This is a genomic window from Klebsiella sp. 28 (assembly GCF_018223905.1).
Classification (GTDB): domain Bacteria; phylum Pseudomonadota; class Gammaproteobacteria; order Enterobacterales; family Enterobacteriaceae; genus Klebsiella; species Klebsiella pneumoniae.
Window position 1 is genome coordinate 31,098 of the sequence record NZ_JAGRQY010000083.1, and the last position, 17,952, is coordinate 49,049.

Sequence of the window (17,952 nt, forward strand, 5' to 3'; positions counted from 1 at the left end):
ATGGAACAGATTACATTGTCATTTCCTGCCAGCCGCGCCCTGAGCGGCCGAGCGCTGGCAGGAGTCGTGGGTTCAGGCGATATGGAAGTACTTTATACCGCCGCACAGAGCGCCACGCTCAACGTACAGATCACCACCTCAGTAGATAACAGCCAGGCGCGCTGGCAGGCGCTGTTCGACAGGTTGAACCTGATCAACGGCCTGCCCGCCGGGCAGTTGATTATCCACGACTTCGGCGCCACGCCGGGCGTCGCCCGTATTCGTATTGAACAGGTTTTTGAGGAGGCCGCTCATGCGTAACGATCGCAGCTTTATCGAACTGCGCGCTCGCGAACGCGCCCACGCCCTGCTGGACGACGGCAGCTACCGCGAACTGCTGGATCCGTTTGACGGTATTATGTCGCCGTGGCTCGGCGCCCAGGGCATCGTCCCGCAATCCGATGACGGTATGGTGGTCGCCAAAGGCACGATCAACGGCCAGCCTGCGGTGGTGATTGCCATCGAGGGCACCTTCCAGGGCGGCAGTATGGGCGAAGTGTCCGGCGCCAAAATGGCCGCCGCGCTGGAGCTGGCGGCGGAAGATAACCGCAACGGTATCCCGACGCAGGCGGTGCTGTGCCTCGAAACCGGCGGCGTACGTCTGCAGGAGGCCAACCTCGGTCTGGCCGCCATCGCTGATATTCACGCGGCGATTGTCGATCTGCGCCGCTACACGCCGGTAGTCGGCATCATCGCCGGCACCGTCGGCTGCTTTGGCGGTATGTCTATCGCCGCCGCGCTGTGCAGCTATCTCATTGTCACTCGTGAAGCCCGTCTCGGCCTCAACGGCCCGCAGGTTATCGAGCAGGAAGCCGGCATTGAAGAGTACGACTCCCGCAACCGGCCGTTTATCTGGAGCATGACCGGCGGCGAAATTCGCGCCGCCAGCGGACTGGTCGACGCGCTGGTTAACGATGGCGTTAACGCCGTTAAAACCGCAATGAATGAGGCGATCGCCAAAGGCGTACCGGTACAGCACCGCAGCGACAACTATGACGATTATCTGCGTCGCTTGAGCCAGTTCGACACCCGCCAGCAGGCGGATACCGCGCAGATTAAACAGCTTTTTGCCCGGGAGGATAAATAATGAGTCAGTTCCCAAACCGCGCCGCGCTGTGGCTGAATAAACTGGCGCCCGACGCGCCGCTGATGAGTGGTCTGTGCCCTTCGGTGCAGGTCGCAGATGGCCAGATTGATGGCGAAAGCGTCCGCTTTATCGCCGTGGTGCCTGACGCCAACAACCACTACCCGCGCGCCGCCGGCGGCGAAGTCGGACTGCTGGAAGGCTGGACGCTGGCGAAAGTGGTCAACGAAACCATCGCCGCCGACGCCGATCAGCCTGTCAAACGGCCGATCGTCGCGGTAATTGATGTCCCGAGCCAGGCCTATGGCCGCCGCGAAGAAGCCTTTGGCATCCACCAGGCCCTGGCCGGTGCAGCAGGCGCCTACGCCAAAGCCCGTCTTGCCGGCCACCCGGTGATTGGCCTGATCGTCGGAAAAGCGATGTCCGGGGCGTTTCTGGCCCATGGCTACCAGGCCAACCGTCTGATCGCCTTTAACGATAGCGGCGTGCTGGTCCACGCGATGGGTAAAGAATCGGCGGCGCGCATTACGCTGCGTACGGTAGAGGCGCTGGAGAAACTGGCGGCTACCATTCCGCCGATGGCCTACGACGTCAGCAACTATGCGACGCTCGGCCTGCTCTCCGCCCTGCTCGATATCAACCATCCGGATGCGCCAGACGAAGGCGATCTGTCGCTGGTCAGCCGTACCCTGCGCGACGCTATCGCTGACGCGCGCACCGATACCTCACTGAAGTGCCGTCTGGGCGCGGAAAACCGCCGCAGCTCGCAGCTGGTCCGCGATCGCATGCGCGCCAGCTGGTAAGACGTTCGTACGTAAGTAGTAGAAGAAAACCTGCCGGAAGCCGTCCCCCGGAGCGCGTAATAACCGCGCCGGGTAGGGACGGCTTTTAGAAAAAATAACAATCGCGCCAGTACTCTATCTTATTTACAGGTGATTTATGACTTATGTGATTATTCATGCTCTTGCCCCGATTTTCGTTATCATGCTGCTGGGCTTCTGGGCCGGTAAGGCCGGGATGGTAGATAACAAAAACGTCTCGCTGCTTAATATTTTTGTAATGGATTTTGCCTTACCCGCCACGCTGTTTAGCGCCACGGTACAAACGCCGTGGGCCGGGATCGTCGCCCAGTCGCCGCTGGTGGTGGTGCTGACCGGCGCGATGTGGATCACCTATGCCGCGATCTACTTCCTCGCCACCAGCGTGTTCAAACGCACGCCGCAGGATGCCGCGGTGCTGACCCTCACCGTCGCCCTGCCAAACTATGCCGCGTTAGGTCTGCCGATCCTCGGCAGCGTACTCGGTGAAGGCGCGTCAACCTCGCTGTCGGTGGCGGTCTCTATCGCCTGTGGCTCGGTACTGATGACCCCGTTCTGCCTGCTGATTCTGGAGCGTGAAAAAGCCCGCGCCGCGGGAGAAAACAGCGGTTCTACGCTGGCAATGCTGCCGGTGCTGATGTGGCGTTCGGTGAAAAAACCGATCGTCTGGGGCCCGCTGCTTGGGGTGGTGCTTTCCGCGATCGGCATTAAAATGCCGGACCTGCTGCTGGCGTCGATCAAACCGCTGGGCCTTGCCGCCACCGCCGCCGCGCTGTTCCTCACCGGGGTGATCCTGTCGGCGCGTAAACTGCAGCTCAATGCGCTGATCGCTACATCAACCATCGTGAAACTGCTGGTGCAGCCGTTTATTGCCTGGGGTCTGGTGATGTTACTTGGGTTGCACGGTTCCATTGCCATTACCGCGATCCTGATGATTGCCCTGGCCGCCGGCTTCTTCGGCGTGGTCTTCGGCAACCGCTTCGGCGTACAGTCTCCGGATGCTGAAGCCGTGCTGCTGTTGAGCTCGGTTCTGTGTATCCTGTCACTACCGCTGTTTATCTCTTTGACTTCAGGACTGTAAACCATGTCAGCAACGCCGCGTCCCCACGATTTAGTTTGGTTAAACCACGCCAGCGCCCTGGAAGACATTGCCGAGCCGTGGGTGGCTCAGCAGTGGCGAGCCGCGCTGCCGGTGGTGGTGAGGCGCGACGTTGACGACCAGGCCCGCGTCCCGGTTGGGGTGCGGGGTATGAAGCGCGAGCAGCGCGCCGCCGGCTGGGTACAGGCGCGCAATATCGTGCGCAGCGTCACCCCGGAGATGCTTGTTGATCGTGAGGTCTTACTCCATTCGCCTTTTGTCTCTCAGCCGCCGGTCCAGGGGGCTATCGCCCTCACCTTACACCGCTGGCCCTGGGGCTGGGGCGTCACCGGCAGTACCGGCTACGCGCTGGCAACCGAGATCCCGGTGCTGCATGCGGCCAGCGATCTGGATCTGCTGATCCGCGCGCCACAGCCGCTGGACCGCGAGGCGCTGCTGGAATGGCAGACCCGGGTGGCCCAACTCCCATGCCGCGCGGATACCCAGGTCGAAACGCCGTACGGCGCCTTCGCCCTTAATGAATGGCTGCGCGACGGGCGCGCGCTGCTGAAAACGTCCCGCGGCGCGCGCTTAACCGCGACGCCGTGGCACAGGGAGGAATAATGAAGATTTTATTTACCTTTCCCGGCCAGGGCGGCCAGCGCCCCGGCATGCTGGCGGCGCTCCCCGATCGCGAGGCGATCCTCACCCAGGCGCGCGCCGTGCTGGGGGATGAAGTCGATACCCTCGATAGCGCCGACGCGCTACAACACACCCGTGCGGTCCAGCTCTGTCTGCTGATCGCCGGGGTAGCCTGGGCGCGCGAGCTACAGCGTCAGGGCGTGGATCCGCAGATGGTCAGCGGCCTCTCTATCGGCGCGTTTCCGGCCGCGGTGATTGCCGGCGCGCTCGATTTCGCCAGCGCGCTGCGGCTGGTGGCCCTGCGCGGGGACTTAATGGAACAGGCGTATCCTGAAGGTTACGGACTGACGGCGATTATGGGCCTGACCCGCCCGCGGGTTGAGGCGCTGATGCAGGGCCACGAGGTTTATCTCGCCAACCTGAACGCCGAAACGCAGTTCGTGATTGCGGGCCGTGATGAGGCAATGGCCGAGGTGGCGCAGCTGACGCTGCGGGCTGGCGCCAGTAAAGTCCAGCGGCTGGCGGTCAGCGTGCCGTCGCACTGCGCGCTGTTGGATAAACCCGCCGCAGCGCTGGCAAAAGCCTTTGCCGACGTCACCTTAACGCGCCCTCAGCGCGCCTATTTAAGCGGCTCGTCGGCGCGCGTGCTGTGGGATCCGCAGCGGATCGCCGACGATCTGGCGATGAACATGGCGCGCCCGGTCCACTGGCAGGAGGCGATGGTCGCCGCCGATGAACGCGACGCCAGGCTGGCAATCGAGATGCCGCCCGGCGGGGTACTCACCTGCCTGACCCGCCAGGCGGGCTGGCGCGGGGAGACCATTGCGCTGGAGCGCAGCGGCCTGGACGTCGCCCGCCATCTGGCGCAGCGGCTTAGCGATTAATACTGCGGGCGTACATGCGCCCTTCCGCCGCCAGCGCCAGCAGGTCGGCATCGCGCTCGCGATGGTGCGAATAGACGATAGAGATCAGCTGGCGCATCTGGTAGGGTTCCGCCAGCTTTAGCAGCTGTACATCCTTCTCATACACTTTCTTCATCCGCCCCGGCAGCAGCGCAAACCCGACGCCTGCCTGCACCAGGCTTATCATCGAAAAGATATCATTCACCCTGGTCACGATTTCCGGCTCGAAGCCGGCGATATGGAATGCTTCCCGGAATCCCGCATAGGTGGCGAACCCCTCCGCCAGCGAAACAAACTTGCGGTCGGCGTAATCGCGCAGATCGGCGAGCCGTGAGGCATCCAGCCGTTCAGTCGCCGGGGCAGCGAGAAAAATATCGTCCTCAAACAGCGGCACCACGTCGAAAGCGGTATTATTGAACTCCCCTTCGTTGGTGGCGATCAGGATGGCATCGAGGGCATCGTCTTCCAGCATATCCAGCAGCATCTTATTTGAACCCATCGTCAGGTCCAGCTCCAGCTCCGGGCGACGCAGCTTCATCCCCATAATGATGCGCGGAACGGTTTCCAGGGTCAGAGAATAGAGGGTACCGATGCGCAACCGCCCCTGACCGACGCCTGCAACCTTGCGCGTCGCCTCGAGCCCGCGGTTCATCAGACTTATCACATCCTGGCAGTATTCAAGCAGCGTCCACGCCGCCTGCAGCGGCAGCAGGTTGCGCCCTTTGTGGACAAACAGCGGGCAGCCCACCCCCTCTTCCAGGGTATGCAGCGCGCGGTGAACGCTGACGCTGCTGAGTTTCATCGCTTCGGCGGTTCTGGCGATATTACCTTTCGCCATAAACATCATAAAGACCGACAGCTTGCGGAAGGTGATCTCCTGGTTAATATCCTCTTGCATGGCCCTTCCACACTCCTGGTTTAATTTTCTTTTACAAATTCAAGCCAGTATAACAATAACCACGAAAACTATTTTGATTGCGACCACTATTGTCGACCGATGCCACCAGCAACCAAAAAAATCACGTATCACCTTGTGAATTTTATCAGTTGTCCGCCGATCATCGGACCGCAATCGGCGTAATCACTTTCACGATACGCAGATATGGGCAAAAAACGCGCGCTCTCGCCTGCACCAGCCTGGACACGGAGCAGGTGCCCAGTGCCTGTAAAACACGACAGCCGGTCGCTTATCGGGCCCATACCAGCTGTACGTACGCAAAACCATCAGAAATCCGGTGATAATGAGATCGGCTTCGCCGACAATTGCGTGGCCAACATTGGCATTACTGGCAAGGAGATATCAATAGAGACTAAGGTGAAGACTATCAGGCCGCTCAAAATCAAGTTAAAGATAATCTTTTAATAAGGTTGACCTTAATTTTCGTCCCGGACAGGCGGTTATGTAAATAACGAAAATAATGAGGTTGAGCCTTTCCCGGAAACGACTGCTTCAGACATTGTACAGTACCATCAAAAACGGGGATGTGGGTTGGATATGAATGTTGTATGATGCCGGCAAGGATAGCCACTTAAACATTGAGAGATTAATGATGGCAGTTTACAAGCTTAGTACACGCATAAGATCTAATGTTCCAACAGATTCTTTGCTTTATGACCTGTGTATTTATCGTATGGACTCTCGCAGGAATAAATATTGCCTGATAGATGTGAAGCAACAGCCATTTTCTGGAACTTATGAAACACAAACTCACATGACAGGAAATGTAGATGAGTCACTCTCGACAATTTATATTATGGAAATGAATCTTTACCGCAAAACCATGTTGCATACGGTCTGTGTGACCCCCGTTCCATTCACTAAAATGTACACACTTGAAGCCTTTGCATCAGGCAACGCCTGGTCTTCGGTAAAGCGAGAGAACCTCTGTTATTTTGAGACAAAAGGAACAATGAAGCCTGCAAGCGAGGGTGGGGAAACAAAGGAGATAAGAATTACTATTCCTGAACGTCCATTTATTGCGCGAGAGTATCCCATAGGTTCACCGCAAGATCCGTTTAAAAAAAAGAAGATAGAATCAGAAATTCAGGACAGATTCTATAATCTCTCATATCCTTCTCAGTCCGGAGCGAGCGTGTGCGGCCCTGCTGCATTCTTTTACTGTCTGCAACAAGACCGTCCTGATGTATATGCCCAGGCCGCCAGGGAACTGTGGCGATATGGAAAAACTAAAATAGGCGCACTGACAATCTCACCAGGAGAGGGATGTAGAAATCCAACGGGTATGTTTTTTACCAGTGATGGGCAGCCAAGAATATTAGGACTAGACTGGATAACGCTTGCTGGCCTGAGGGATTCAGAGAATGCAGCGCTGAGCTTCGATGCTCTCGATTCTCCAGTGGCAGGTATCACCATGTGGCCCACACTAGCGGAATGGTTTGAAAAAGCAGGTTATGAAATGGTCTTTAGTAATGTAGGAATCACTCAAGCTGGTGTCCAAGGAATCCGAGATTTAAATAGGTATGTAGCGCAAGGCTTTAAAGTCGTCACATTAATAAATGACGGACTGCTCGAAGGCAGTACAAATAACAAAACGTTACCTACACACTGGGTTGTATGGGATAGTTCTGTAACACAAGACGATAATGGATATGTTAATTTAAAATTATTTTCTTGGGGCCGTTCAACTTACTGGATAAAAAAGGGAAAAGATGTGCGTTTTTTTCTCAACAGATTCTTTGGGGGAATGGTTTTCAAGCCATTGAAGTGATTATGAAAAAATTGAGCGTTGTATGTATTACCTCTTTATTGTCAGCTTGTGTTTTACATGCTGACGTTACTCCATATGGTAGCTCACTTGCTGATGCAGCAGTTGGAAAAGCTTATTCCAGCGAAATAATAATAAAGGGAGGCGCCGTATCAGCTTTAGATGAAAACGGGAAGGAAAGATTTGTAGGTGAAATAACCCCATCCGACACCGGATTAACTTTGAGTTATTGTAATGATTCTCCTGCGCATAATTGTGTCAGGGTGCAGGGAGTACCCGTAAAACATGGGATCGTCACCATACGAATATCTGGCGGACTGTTTGGTACAAATGTCGCGACAGGCGGAGAATTTGATAAAACCTATACGATTAGGATTAAGAATTCAGAAGATTCTTCTTAAGATATTTTATGAGGTGCTGTTGCCATCATGCATCAAAATACCTTGCCCCCAGGTAATTAACAAAATAACCAGGAAGTTCAATAATTATCGAAATCCAAACTGATGCCAGTCGCAAAGGGAAGACCATGGTCTTCCCTTTTGTTCACTGTCGAGTTTGCTTTTACAGCGCCATATCGTGCTGCGGCGAGGCCTCGCGCGGCGTCTCTGCCGGCTTGGCGGTCGCGGTAGGCGCAGCCGCTGGCATCTGGATCACCGGCGGTTTCGTCAGCTGCAGGGTCGCAGCGGTGTCATCCCAAACCTGCTGGGTCAGCGCCACGTTACCGTTCAGCTTCTGGCCGTAGCTCGGCACAATAGCGTGAATGCGGCTCTGCCACTCCGGCGAGTTAAACTGCTGCGGGAACATCTGCTTGAGCACGTTCAGGGTGATCGGCGCGGCGGTGGAAGCCCCCGGCGAAGCGCCGAGCAGCGCGGAAATGGTTTTTTGCTGATCGACCACCACTTCGGTACCGAGCTTCAGCACGCCGCCCTTCTCTGCGTCTTTCTTGATGATCTGTACGCGCTGGCCGGCCTGGATCAGTTTCCAGTCTTCTTTACGCGCGTCCGGGTAGTACTCTTTCAGCGCAGCGAAACGGTCATCATCGCTGAGCATCACCTGGCTAACCAGGTATTTCACCAGATCGAAGTTGTCGAGACCGACGTGGGTCATCGGCAGCACGTTATTGGTGGTGGTAGTGCTGAGCAGATCGAAGAACGAACCATTTTTCAGGAACTTGGTCGAGAAGGTGGCGAATGGCCCGAACAGCACCACGCGCTTACCGTCGAGGTAACGTGCATCAAGGTGCGGCACCGACATCGGCGGCGCGCCGACTGAAGCCTGGCCATACACTTTCTCCAGGTGCTGCGCAGTGACCGCCGGGTTCTCGGTCATCAGGAACGAGCCGCCCACCGGGAAGCCGGCATAGTTGTCCGCTTCCGGAATACCGGTTTTTTGCAGCAGCTTCAACGCGCCGCCGCCGGCGCCGATAAAGACGTATTTGGCGTCAATAGTCTGCGCTTCCCCGCTCTGCACATTCTTAATCGTTACGTGCCAGGAGTTGTCGGCATTACGTTTGAAATCCGTTACCTCAGAGGAGGTCTGCAGGGTGAAGTGGTTATTTTTCTTCAGGCTGCCGATCAGCTGGCGAGTGATTTCGCCATAGTTGACATCGGTACCCACCGGCGTCCAGGTGGCTGCCACTTTCTGCTGCGGATCGCGGCCTTCCATCACCAGCGGCGCCCACTGTTTAATTTGCGCGTGATCGGTGGAGAATTTCATCCCCTGGAATAAGGTGGTCTGCTGCAGCGCGTTATAACGCTTCTGCAGATAATCCACATTATCACCCCAGACGAAGCTCATATGCGGCGTGGAATTAATAAACGAGTGCGGATCGTGCAAAATACCGCGTTTCACCTGTGCCGACCAGAACTGACGGGAAATCATAAATTGCTCGTTAATATCGAGCGCTTTGCTGACGTCAATCGACCCGTCCGCCCGCTCCGGCGTATAGTTCAGCTCCATATTCGCCGAGTGGCCAGTACCGGCATTATTCCAGCCGTTGGAAGACTCCAGCGCCACGCCGTCCAGTTTCTCCACCATGGTCAGATCCCAGTCCGGCTGCAGCGCCTGCAGCCAGGTGCCGAGCGAGGCGCTCATGATCCCGCCGCCAATCAGCAGGAAGTCGGTTTTTTTCGAGGTATCCGCTTCAGCATGCGTCGCCGCGCTGACGAACATCGCTAATGCGGTTAAGGAAATAATCGTTTTTTTCATTGCAGGCATAATAGAATTATCACGTAGCACACGGTCATAAGAGGCAGCATATTAACGCACTTTTACTTTATTTTAAAATATCATTTACACTCTCACATTTTAAACCAAACAGTTATTTAACTTAAAAAATCAATTTTAAAAACAGAGCGAAGACGGATAAAAAATAAGGTCGAAAATTCAATATCTATTGCCGGGTAAAATAAAAGATAAGAATTTCTTTAATTACAAAAGTCCAGGCGCGCATGCTCATCGCGCGCCTGGCAGAGAAGGGATTACTGGGCGGGAGTGACAGCGCTACGCTGGGCTTCACGCAGGGCGAGGCGCAGATGATCGTGATGTTTGGTTAGCAGCTCCCGCGCGTGCCAGGCGTCAAGCCCGCTGAGCAGCATCAGGATCGCGGTGCGGCAGTGCTGATGACAGCTGGCCAGGGCGGCCTTTGCTTCACTGCGCGTGCAATCGGTGGCCGCCATCACAATCGCTATCTGCCGCTCCGCCCAGTGCGAATTGTCAGCCTGCACGTCCACCCGCAAATTGCTGTACACCCGACCGTCACGGATGGCGAGTCCGGTTGTCAGCATATTGACGATCTGCCTCTGGGCCAACTGAGCCTTCGGATTGGCTAACCCCGCCACCGCCTCCGGCCCGGTCTGCGGAGCAATAATGATATCCGCCAGCTGCGCCGCCTCGCTGGTCGGCTGCTGGGTGATGACCGCTATCGGGGCGCCCAGCGACCAGGCGTGGCGCATCGCCCCCCACACCCATGGCGTCTTGCCGCTGACGGTCAGCGCCAGCAGCATATCGCGGTTGCTGAAGTCCAGCGACTGCAGCTCAAAGGCGCCCAGGTCATAATTATTCGCCGCAGTCTCCCGCTCGGCCATCGCCGCCGTCTGCCCACCGGCAATCAGCCCCACCAGCGCGTGTTTCTCGTCCGGCGAAAAGTCGCTGACCGCCTCAATGGCCGTCCGGCCCGAAGCGCCGGCGCCAATAATGACCAGGCGCCCTCCCCGGCTTATCGTCGCGGTGGCGATATCAATCAGCCGGGCGATATCCGGCAGACAGGCGCCGACCGCCTCCGATATCTGCTTATCATCCTGATGCAGCATCGCCAGCATATCGGCGGTGGCGAGGCGATCGATGTGGGTGGTCTCCGGGTGACGACGAGCCTGCATTGACGCGGTTAGCGAACTGCTCATAACAACCTCCATTTACGACAGAAAAAGCGCATCTCGGCAAAATCAGCGGCCTGATGCATATCCTTATATTCATCAGGACTATTTAACCTCTGCCGCCACTATAAGTGGAATGTTCTGCGCTTTACCGCCGTCGGGGTCACAGTTTACCGTCCCCAACGCGCGTTTACGGGTGATTGTCGGTTATCTGAGCAATTCTGTCTGAGGTCTCATCTTCACCACCCGCCTGCATAGCCAGCCAGAAGGATTGCTGGCAAAGGTTATAAAACTGTTTGCGCATCGGGTTGATCTCCTGGTCGGCGGCGTCGATAACCTGCCAGTCAATCCAGCACTCCGGGCAGGATGCGCTATCCTGCTGCGCGATCTCGAGCTCATAGCGGCGCTGGATCACCACCCCGCTGCGATGCCGCCAGCGGGCGATCTCCCACTCTGCTTCCGCTTCATTATCCTGTTCACGATGCTGCGCCAGACGTTCAACGTGCCGCTGCCGGAGGATATCCCGGACCAGAGAAGCCAGTTCCATAGTGTCTCCCTTAAGCCTGTGGCGAAAAGCCGCAGTGTACCGCGCGCAGAAGGAGTCTGCCGTAGCAAAAGCGGCCTTTTGCTTTGATTACACGGCTTTATGTATGCCGCGCTATCGGCGATAATAATCTTTCACTGAATCTACCCGGGGTCGTCATGAAGGCTTCAGAGCACCCGCCTCGCGTTCGCCAACGCGCCTTACCGTTAAAGCTGAGCACCGCCGTGTCCTTGATGATCGGCAGCGTCATCGGCGCCGTGCTGCTGCTGGTGTATGCCTTGTGGTATATGCAGATCAGCAACGCCACCCGCGACGGTCTGAAAGAAACCGCACTGGCGGTGGCGCGCACCATGGCCGATATGCCGCAGGTGAAGCGCGGACTGGAGGCGCCCCCGCAGCAGCAGATCATTCAGCCGCTGGCGCAGGCCATTACCCGCCGCAACGACCTGTTGTACGCTATCGTCACCGATATGCAGGGTATTCGCTATTCGCATCCGGACAGCTCAATCATCGGCAAACCGTTCATCGGCCACGATATTCAGCCGACGCTGCAGGGAAAAGAGAATGTCGCCATCAACCACGGGGTGCTGGCCCCGGCGCTACGGGTGTTTACGCCGGTGTTCAACGAACGGCATCAGCAAATCGGCGTGGTGGTGGTCGGCATTTCACTGAGTAAAGTGGACGAACAGATCGCCAACAGCCGTTGGGACGTGCTGCTGACCATCCTGTTCAGCGCGCTGGTCTGCGCGCTGGGCACCTGGAGCCTGGTTCGCGGCCTGAAGCGCGTGCTGCTGGGGCTGGAGCCGCACGAAATATCCACCCAGTTTCAGCAGCGTCAGGCCATGCTTCACGCCCTCAAGGAGGGGGTGGTAGCGGTCGATGCCCATGGCGAGGTAAATCTCATCAACCCCGCGGCGGAAGAGATCCTCTTTTCCGGCCCGGATAAGACTCTCGTTCACAGCCCCCTGCTCGACGATCTGCAGACCGTACTGCAGAGCGGCGAGCCAATGTACGACCGCGAACTGGGGTGCAATGGTCTGCTGCTGATCGGCAATACAGTGCCCATTCGCAGCCAGGGTGCGGTGGTCGGCGCCATCTGTACCTTCCGCGATAAAACTGAGGTCAGCCAATTGTTGCAGCGACTGGACGGCATGATGAGCTATGTGGATGCCCTGCGCACCACCTCCCATGAGTTTATGAATAAACTGCACGTGATCCTCGGTCTGCTGAATATGAAAAGCTACGGCAAACTCGAGGAATACGTGCTGCAGACCGCCCACCGCTACCAGGCGGACATCGGCGACATTCAACATCGCATTAAATCCCCGGTGGTGGCCGGCTTCCTGATAAGTAAAATTCAGCGCGCCACAGAGTGCGGCTTTACCCTGACGCTGGCGGAGGAGAGCCTGGTGCCGGATTGTCCGAACGAGAAACAGGTCACGGTGCTGGTGACGGTGCTGGGCAACCTTATTGAGAACGCGCTGGACGCCATGAGCGGCCAGGCGGAGGGTGAGATCGGCCTGCTGCTGCACTACCAGGACGGCTGGCTAAGCGGTGAAGTGAGCGACGATGGGCCGGGGATCCCGGAGAACAACATCGACGCTATCTTTAACAAAGGCTTCTCCACCAAAGGCGAGAATCGCGGCGTCGGGCTGTTTCTTGCCAACCAGCAGTTGCGCGAGCTCGGCGGCACCCTCGCCGTCGAATCGGAACCCGGCGTATTTACCCAATTTTTTGTTCATCTCCCCTGGGATAGTAAAAGGAAACCTGCGTGATAAATGTTTTAATTGTTGACGATGATGCCATGGTGGCCGAACTGAATCGCCTGTACGTGGCAAGGGTTCCCGGCTTTCGTTGCAGCGGGAGCGCTTCGACGCTCAGTCAGGCCCAGGAGATGATTAACGATCCGCAGCAGGAGATCGATCTGGTGCTGCTGGATGTCTACATGCAGCAGGACAGCGGGCTCGATCTCCTGCCGACCATCCGCGAGTCGGGGCGCGCCATCGACGTTATCATGATTACCTCGGCGGCGGATGCCGCCACGGTACAGACCGCGATGCATTACGGGGTGGTCGATTACCTGATTAAACCCTTCCAGTTTCCGCGCTTTGAAGAGGCGCTCACCACCTGGCGGGAGAAGCGCAAGCTAATAACCGGCCAGCCCTATTACGAACAGGCCGATGTCGACCGCCTGCTGCACGGCGGCGCGCCGGAGGCCAGCGACGCGCGCAAGCTGCCTAAAGGGTTAACCGCGCAAACGCTGCGCACACTCTGCCAGTGGATTGACGCCCATCCGGATGTCGAATTCTCTACCGATGAGCTGGCGGCGGCGGTGAATATCTCCCGCGTTTCCTGCCGCAAATATCTGATTTGGCTGGCGCAGATCAATATTCTCTATACCACTATCCACTACGGCGCTACCGGGCGGCCGGTCTATCGCTACCGCCTGGTCGCCGAACAGTACAGTTTGCTTAAGCAGTACAGTCAATAACCCGATAGCCGCTGTCCAGCGGCGCAAAACGCAGCCGCTGCGGCGATGAGAGAATAATGTCGCGATTTTTGGTAACGAAAATCGCGTCGATATCCTGCCGCTGACGCAGCGCTGCGCAGCCCTTCTCCACGCCGAGGCCGAACAGCAGCGTGGTCCAGATGTCGCCGTCTAAAGAATCCGCGGAAATGACCGTCACGCTGTCGAGTTCGTTGTCCAGCGGATAACCGCTGCGCGGGTCGAGAATATGGTGCCAGCGTTTGCCATCCTGTTCGAAATAGCGCTCGTAGGTCCCGGAGGTGACTACCGATTGCCCGTTGACCGTCAGGGAACCGATCAGCGCCTGCGCGTCGGCAAATGGTTTTTTCAGGCCAATGGCCCATTCGCCGAGGGTATGCACATTGCCGCCGAGGTTGATCAGCGCCTTCTCCACCTGCTGCTGACGGAGATAATCGCGCACGCGGTCAGCGATATAACCTTTGGCGATCGCCCCGAGATCCAGCTCCATCCCCGGCTGTTGGAGAAACACGCTGCAGGTTGCCTCATCGAGGATCACCTCCTGTGGGCGGGTCAGCGCCAGTCGGGCTCTGATATCATCCGCGTCAGGCACGCTGTGCCCGTGAAAACCAATTCGCCACAGCTTCACCAGCGGGCCGATGGCGAGGTTAAAGGCGCTGTCGCGCACCATGCTGGCGGCTTTGGCGCACTGGATCAGCTGAAAGACCGGTCGGCTGACGGTGACCGGATGACGCCCGGCGGCATGGTTGATATCCATCACCTGCGACTCGGCGCGGTTAACGGTAAGCAGGTCTTCGTAGCGCTTGATAAGCTGGAAAACGCGGGAGGCCATCGCCTCATCGTGGGAACAGAGTTTGAGCAGGATGGGCGAGCCCATCAACACGGCGGAGTAGCTATAGACGCGGTTATCGGACATCGGGCTCTCCTTAGAAGGGGCAAGCCGGGCGGCGAAAGCGCCAACCCGGCAGGATCAAGGTTACAGGTTATCCTCTGGCACGTTTCGCCGCCTGATGGCCCGCGAGGGTACCGAAGATGATGGTATCCGCCACCGCGTTACCGCCGATACGGTTGCCGCCGTGGATCCCGCCCACCACTTCACCGGCGGCGTAGGCGCCGCGAATCGGCTGCTGCGCCACATTCAGCACTTCGCCATCGGTATTAATGGTCACGCCGCCCATGGTGTGGTGCACGCCGGGGGCGATGCGAATGGCGTGGAACGGGCCTTCGTTAATCGGCGCGCGCAGCGCGGTGGTCCGGCCAAACTGTTCATCATGCTGTTTTTCCACCGCCCCGTTATAGCACTCGAGGGTGGCGAGGAAGGCATGGTAATCCATCCCCAGTTTCTCCGCCAGTTCCCGCGGTGAGCTGGCGCTGGTGACGAAGCCTTTGGCGATGTACTCGTCGGCAGCTTTGTTTTTCGCCCGCACATGCTCGTCGAAGACGATGTAAGCATAGTGTTCCGGCAGAGCGATAATCGCCGCCGAGACTTTATCGCGGGTCTCCATCTCGTTGAAGAAGCGGTTCCCCTGCTGGTTTACGAGAATAGCGCCGCCGCCGCGAATCGATTCGGAAATCAGATACGAGGTCTGCTGCTCGACGGTCGGGTGAATCTGAATTTCGCCCATGTCCACGGTGCCGGCGCCGATGCGTTCCAGCAACGCGATACCGCTCCCGGTAGCCCCTTTGTGGTTAGTGGTGACGAAGCCTTCAAGGTCAGGACGATACTTCACGACCATCGCGCTGTTAGCGCTGAAGCCGCCGGTGGCCACTACGATGCTTTTGGTCTGTACTTCAATGACCTCTTTTTCGTCGTTGATCAGACGTACACCGCTAACCTCATCCCCGCGCATCAGGATCTCTTCCACCGAGGTATCCAGCAGGACGTCAATACCGCGTTTGGTGATGTTGCGCACCAGGCCGCTAATCAGATAGCCGCCAACCGCTGACCCGTCGCGCGGACGGTGGGTACGGTCAATGCTCATCCCACCGGTGGTGGTAATGTCGTTGAGCATAATGCCCCGGTCCGCCAGCCACTCAATGGCTTGCGGCGCGTTTTCAACGAAACGGCGCAGCAGCTGCGGGTTGTTTTTGTTGTGGCCGCCCTTCAGGGTTTCCTGATAGAACAACTCCTTACTGTCTTCGATACCTTTCACGCGCTGGAAGCGGGTTTCCGCGGCGTTCATCCCGGCGGAAGCCTTGATGGTGTTCCCGCCGATGGTTGGCATTTTTTCAACGATCAGCACGCTGGCCCCTTCGTCGTGGGCCTGAATGGCTGCCGCCAGACCGGCGCCGCCGCTGCCGACTACCACCACATCATAGCTTTTCGGCGCGACGTCATTGCCGCCCTCTTCCGCCGCCAGCGCTTTACTCGATTTCAGCATCGCTTTGGCGACCGCTTTTTTCACCGCCTCGCTCTGGCTGGTGGCCCCGGAAATGGCATCGACGTGCGGGGTATTGGCGGTGAGAATACGTTCGCGGATCTCTTCGAAGCTGGTGGTGAATTCCACGGTCTGGACCGGGCTCGCCGCCAGTTCGATATCGGCAATATGGTCATTTTCGAGGCTGACGTTGATCACCAGCTCATTGGCGTCATCGTGGACGGTCTCAACAAACGTCCCCGGTTTAAATTTGGCGTCGCCCATGCTCATGTCGCGGATCATCGCTTCCACCAGCGAGAAACGCCATAGCGGTTCCGGAATGTGCAGCGCTTCACGCTGGGTGCTGTCGATAAACAGCTCCAGCTCTTCGCCGGCGGCGATACGTGACGCCCAGTCCGGATAGGCGATGCAGGCGCGGCCCACGGCGATCAGGTCATAACCATGATCGAGGCCCTGCTCGGCATCAGCGGCGTTCACCACCCCGCCGACGCCCATCACCGGCACCTGGGCGAGGGTGTCAGAGCGCATCGCGCAGTATTTCTCGATCAGCGGCGTCGCATCGCTGGTATCGACGATAGACGGACGCAGGGTGGCACCCACCGAGAAGTGCAGATAGTCGACACCGCGGGCGGCCAGCTTTTCCAGCAGATACATGGTGTCGTCAAAGCGGATCCCCGGGACCTCCATCTCCTCCGGCGAGAAGCGATAGCCGATGATAAAGGCATCGTCAGCATACTGGCGGGCCATTTTGTGGGTAATACCCAGCACCGCCAGTGGGAAACGGGCGCGGTTGTCGCGGCTACCGCCCCACTCGTCATCGCGCTGGTTGGAGTTCGGCGAATAGAACTGCTGAATGAGATAGGTGTTGGCGCCGTGAATTTCGACCCCGTCGAAACCGGCGAGAATGGCGCGACGAACGCCGTCGCCAAACTTGGCGATCATCCCTTCCACTTCTTCTCCGCTCAGCGCCCGCGGCATGGCGGCGCCCTCACGCGGCGCGGCAATAGCGCTCGGCGCCACCGGCTGGCGCCCCCCGATCAGCTGCGGGTCGACCATACGGCCGCCGTGGTAGATCTGCAGAATCGCTTTTGAACCTTCGGCTTTGATCGCCTCAGCGATTTTCGCCAGGCCGGCAATTTTTTCATCATTATCGATGCCGATCGCTCCCGGGAAGGCCAGACCGTAGTCATCAATAAAGCAGCACTCGACAATAATGGTACCGATGCTTCCGGCGCGCGCGCGGTAGTACTCCACCAGCTCGCTGGTGACGGTACCATCGAAATAACCGGTGCAGGTGGTCATTGGCGCCATGAGCAAACGGTTTTTCAGCTCGGTACCATTTGGTAAAGTAAATGGCTGCAAAATACGTTCGTTACTGGTCATAAGTTACGCTCCAGATTTTAAAATATTAAAAGCTCAGAATGGGGTGACGGAATCATTAATGGTTTTGGTTTTTTAATTCCTGTTGTCATGCCAATAATATAGCGCCTTTTTTAATTACTAAACCAATTACGTTAGTTATAAAACTATTTAACCCCAGCAATAACATCGCTACCTCTATTGTATTATTAAAATAATAAATAGCATTTACATAATACAAATGCGTGATAACAATTAGGATACTTTTGTTAACATAAACAATGACAAGGAAACAACAAAAAATACAATAAAATCATAAAGATACTAAAACAGAAAATAATTCCAGCATTTATTGTTCATTTTTCTTTTAACATCTATCGATATTTTCGCCAAAATAACACCTCATCATATAGGGTTATACTGATAATAAAAAAATAGTGAAATCACCGGCTTTTCTTGATCTTGATCAATTGCAATGGCCATTGAAAGCGCAATATATAAA

Annotated in this window: 16 protein-coding genes; 10 read left to right on the forward strand and 6 right to left on the reverse strand. The window is 56.9% G+C overall.

Going from position 1 to position 17,952, the window contains the following annotated elements; genetic code table 11:
• From mdcC to mdcH, 6 genes are all read left to right on the forward strand, one after another.
• The gene (mdcC, locus tag KHQ28_RS14680) at positions 1-300 is read left to right on the forward strand and encodes a malonate decarboxylase acyl carrier protein (protein ID WP_004143106.1); all 300 of its coding nucleotides are present in this window, start codon (positions 1-3) and stop codon (positions 298-300) included.
• Entirely contained in the window at positions 293-1,126 is an 834-nt protein-coding gene (locus KHQ28_RS14685; protein ID WP_004143105.1) for a biotin-independent malonate decarboxylase subunit beta, read from the forward strand. The genes mdcC and KHQ28_RS14685 overlap by 8 nt, the downstream gene beginning before the upstream one ends.
• Positions 1,126-1,926: a biotin-independent malonate decarboxylase subunit gamma gene (gene mdcE, locus KHQ28_RS14690; protein WP_032419012.1), complete on the forward strand. Its 801-nt coding sequence runs from the start codon at positions 1,126-1,128 to the stop codon at positions 1,924-1,926. The genes KHQ28_RS14685 and mdcE overlap by 1 nt, the downstream gene beginning before the upstream one ends.
• Before the next feature lie 136 nt (positions 1,927-2,062).
• Entirely contained in the window at positions 2,063-3,022 is a 960-nt protein-coding gene (locus tag KHQ28_RS14695; protein WP_023341493.1) for an AEC family transporter, read from the forward strand.
• 3 nt (positions 3,023-3,025) lie between these two features.
• Complete coding sequence (locus KHQ28_RS14700) at positions 3,026-3,643, forward strand: malonate decarboxylase holo-ACP synthase (protein ID WP_004152239.1); 618 nt, start codon at positions 3,026-3,028, stop codon at positions 3,641-3,643.
• Positions 3,643-4,545 carry a malonate decarboxylase subunit epsilon gene (mdcH, locus tag KHQ28_RS14705; RefSeq protein ID WP_032419013.1) on the forward strand — a complete coding sequence of 301 codons (903 nt, stop codon included), beginning with the start codon at positions 3,643-3,645 and terminating at the stop codon, positions 4,543-4,545. Before KHQ28_RS14700 ends, mdcH begins: the two co-directional genes overlap by 1 nt.
• Here mdcH and KHQ28_RS14710 read toward each other — a convergent pair.
• Positions 4,535-5,461 carry a LysR substrate-binding domain-containing protein gene (locus tag KHQ28_RS14710; protein ID WP_032419014.1) on the reverse strand — a complete coding sequence of 309 codons (927 nt, stop codon included), beginning with the start codon at positions 5,459-5,461 and terminating at the stop codon, positions 4,535-4,537. The two genes, mdcH and KHQ28_RS14710, sit on opposite strands and share 11 nt — an antisense overlap.
• Before the next feature lie 652 nt (positions 5,462-6,113).
• On the opposite strand from KHQ28_RS14710, the gene KHQ28_RS14715 reads away from it, so the two are divergent.
• Entirely contained in the window at positions 6,114-7,292 is a 1,179-nt protein-coding gene (locus KHQ28_RS14715; protein ID WP_032419483.1) for a hypothetical protein, read from the forward strand.
• Between the two features lie 2 nt (positions 7,293-7,294).
• Entirely contained in the window at positions 7,295-7,690 is a 396-nt protein-coding gene (locus KHQ28_RS14720; RefSeq protein WP_015958364.1) for a hypothetical protein, read from the forward strand.
• 160 nt (positions 7,691-7,850) lie between these two features.
• Here the strand turns inward: KHQ28_RS14720 and mqo are convergent, their stop codons facing one another.
• The 3 genes from mqo to KHQ28_RS14735 form a co-directional block, all read right to left on the reverse strand.
• Complete coding sequence (gene mqo, locus KHQ28_RS14725) at positions 7,851-9,461, reverse strand: malate dehydrogenase (quinone) (RefSeq protein ID WP_076750587.1); 1,611 nt, start codon at positions 9,459-9,461, stop codon at positions 7,851-7,853.
• Positions 9,462-9,769: 308 nt separating this feature from the next.
• Positions 9,770-10,690 (reverse strand): N-acetylmuramic acid 6-phosphate etherase, encoded by a 921-nt coding sequence (locus KHQ28_RS14730; RefSeq protein WP_032105167.1) that lies wholly within the window; start codon positions 10,688-10,690, stop codon positions 9,770-9,772.
• 163 nt (positions 10,691-10,853) lie between these two features.
• Positions 10,854-11,210: a hypothetical protein gene (locus tag KHQ28_RS14735; RefSeq protein WP_016529947.1), complete on the reverse strand. Its 357-nt coding sequence runs from the start codon at positions 11,208-11,210 to the stop codon at positions 10,854-10,856.
• Positions 11,211-11,365: 155 nt separating this feature from the next.
• On the opposite strand from KHQ28_RS14735, the gene KHQ28_RS14740 reads away from it, so the two are divergent.
• Both KHQ28_RS14740 and dcuR read left to right on the forward strand, forming a co-directional pair.
• On the forward strand, positions 11,366-12,982 hold the full coding sequence (locus KHQ28_RS14740) for a sensor histidine kinase (protein WP_004183910.1): 1,617 nt from the start codon (positions 11,366-11,368) through the stop codon (positions 12,980-12,982).
• Positions 12,979-13,698: a two-component system response regulator DcuR gene (gene dcuR, locus KHQ28_RS14745; RefSeq protein ID WP_004176303.1), complete on the forward strand. Its 720-nt coding sequence runs from the start codon at positions 12,979-12,981 to the stop codon at positions 13,696-13,698. The genes KHQ28_RS14740 and dcuR overlap by 4 nt, the downstream gene beginning before the upstream one ends.
• Here dcuR and KHQ28_RS14750 read toward each other — a convergent pair.
• Both KHQ28_RS14750 and KHQ28_RS14755 read right to left on the reverse strand, forming a co-directional pair.
• A complete protein-coding gene (locus KHQ28_RS14750; protein ID WP_032419015.1) occupies positions 13,679-14,629 on the reverse strand; it encodes an FAD:protein FMN transferase in 951 nt (316 codons plus the stop codon). The two genes, dcuR and KHQ28_RS14750, sit on opposite strands and share 20 nt — an antisense overlap.
• Before the next feature lie 67 nt (positions 14,630-14,696).
• Positions 14,697-17,474, reverse strand: a complete 2,778-nt coding sequence (locus tag KHQ28_RS14755; protein WP_211777626.1) for a flavocytochrome c — start codon at positions 17,472-17,474, stop codon at positions 14,697-14,699.
• Between the last annotated feature and the right edge of the window lie 478 nt (positions 17,475-17,952).

What these genes read in the sequence shown, in the direction of transcription:
- KHQ28_RS14730 (WP_032105167.1), bottom strand. Translation starts at nt 10,690, where the DNA reads ATGAGCAGTTCGCTAACCGCGTCAATGCAGGCTCGTCGTCACCCGGAG.
- KHQ28_RS14755 (WP_211777626.1), bottom strand. Translation starts at nt 17,474, where the DNA reads ATGACCAGTAACGAACGTATTTTGCAGCCATTTACTTTACCAAATGGT.
- KHQ28_RS14735 (WP_016529947.1), bottom strand. Translation starts at nt 11,210, where the DNA reads ATGGAACTGGCTTCTCTGGTCCGGGATATCCTCCGGCAGCGGCACGTT.
- KHQ28_RS14700 (WP_004152239.1), top strand. Translation starts at nt 3,026, where the DNA reads ATGTCAGCAACGCCGCGTCCCCACGATTTAGTTTGGTTAAACCACGCC.
- KHQ28_RS14750 (WP_032419015.1), bottom strand. Translation starts at nt 14,629, where the DNA reads ATGTCCGATAACCGCGTCTATAGCTACTCCGCCGTGTTGATGGGCTCG.
- KHQ28_RS14740 (WP_004183910.1), top strand. Translation starts at nt 11,366, where the DNA reads ATGAAGGCTTCAGAGCACCCGCCTCGCGTTCGCCAACGCGCCTTACCG.
- KHQ28_RS14695 (WP_023341493.1), top strand. Translation starts at nt 2,063, where the DNA reads ATGACTTATGTGATTATTCATGCTCTTGCCCCGATTTTCGTTATCATG.
- KHQ28_RS14685 (WP_004143105.1), top strand. Translation starts at nt 293, where the DNA reads ATGCGTAACGATCGCAGCTTTATCGAACTGCGCGCTCGCGAACGCGCC.
- KHQ28_RS14715 (WP_032419483.1), top strand. Translation starts at nt 6,114, where the DNA reads ATGGCAGTTTACAAGCTTAGTACACGCATAAGATCTAATGTTCCAACA.
- mdcH (WP_032419013.1), top strand. Translation starts at nt 3,643, where the DNA reads ATGAAGATTTTATTTACCTTTCCCGGCCAGGGCGGCCAGCGCCCCGGC.
- mqo (WP_076750587.1), bottom strand. Translation starts at nt 9,461, where the DNA reads ATGTTCGTCAGCGCGGCGACGCATGCTGAAGCGGATACCTCGAAAAAA.
- mdcE (WP_032419012.1), top strand. Translation starts at nt 1,126, where the DNA reads ATGAGTCAGTTCCCAAACCGCGCCGCGCTGTGGCTGAATAAACTGGCG.
- mdcC (WP_004143106.1), top strand. Translation starts at nt 1, where the DNA reads ATGGAACAGATTACATTGTCATTTCCTGCCAGCCGCGCCCTGAGCGGC.
- KHQ28_RS14720 (WP_015958364.1), top strand. Translation starts at nt 7,295, where the DNA reads ATGAAAAAATTGAGCGTTGTATGTATTACCTCTTTATTGTCAGCTTGT.
- KHQ28_RS14710 (WP_032419014.1), bottom strand. Translation starts at nt 5,461, where the DNA reads ATGCAAGAGGATATTAACCAGGAGATCACCTTCCGCAAGCTGTCGGTC.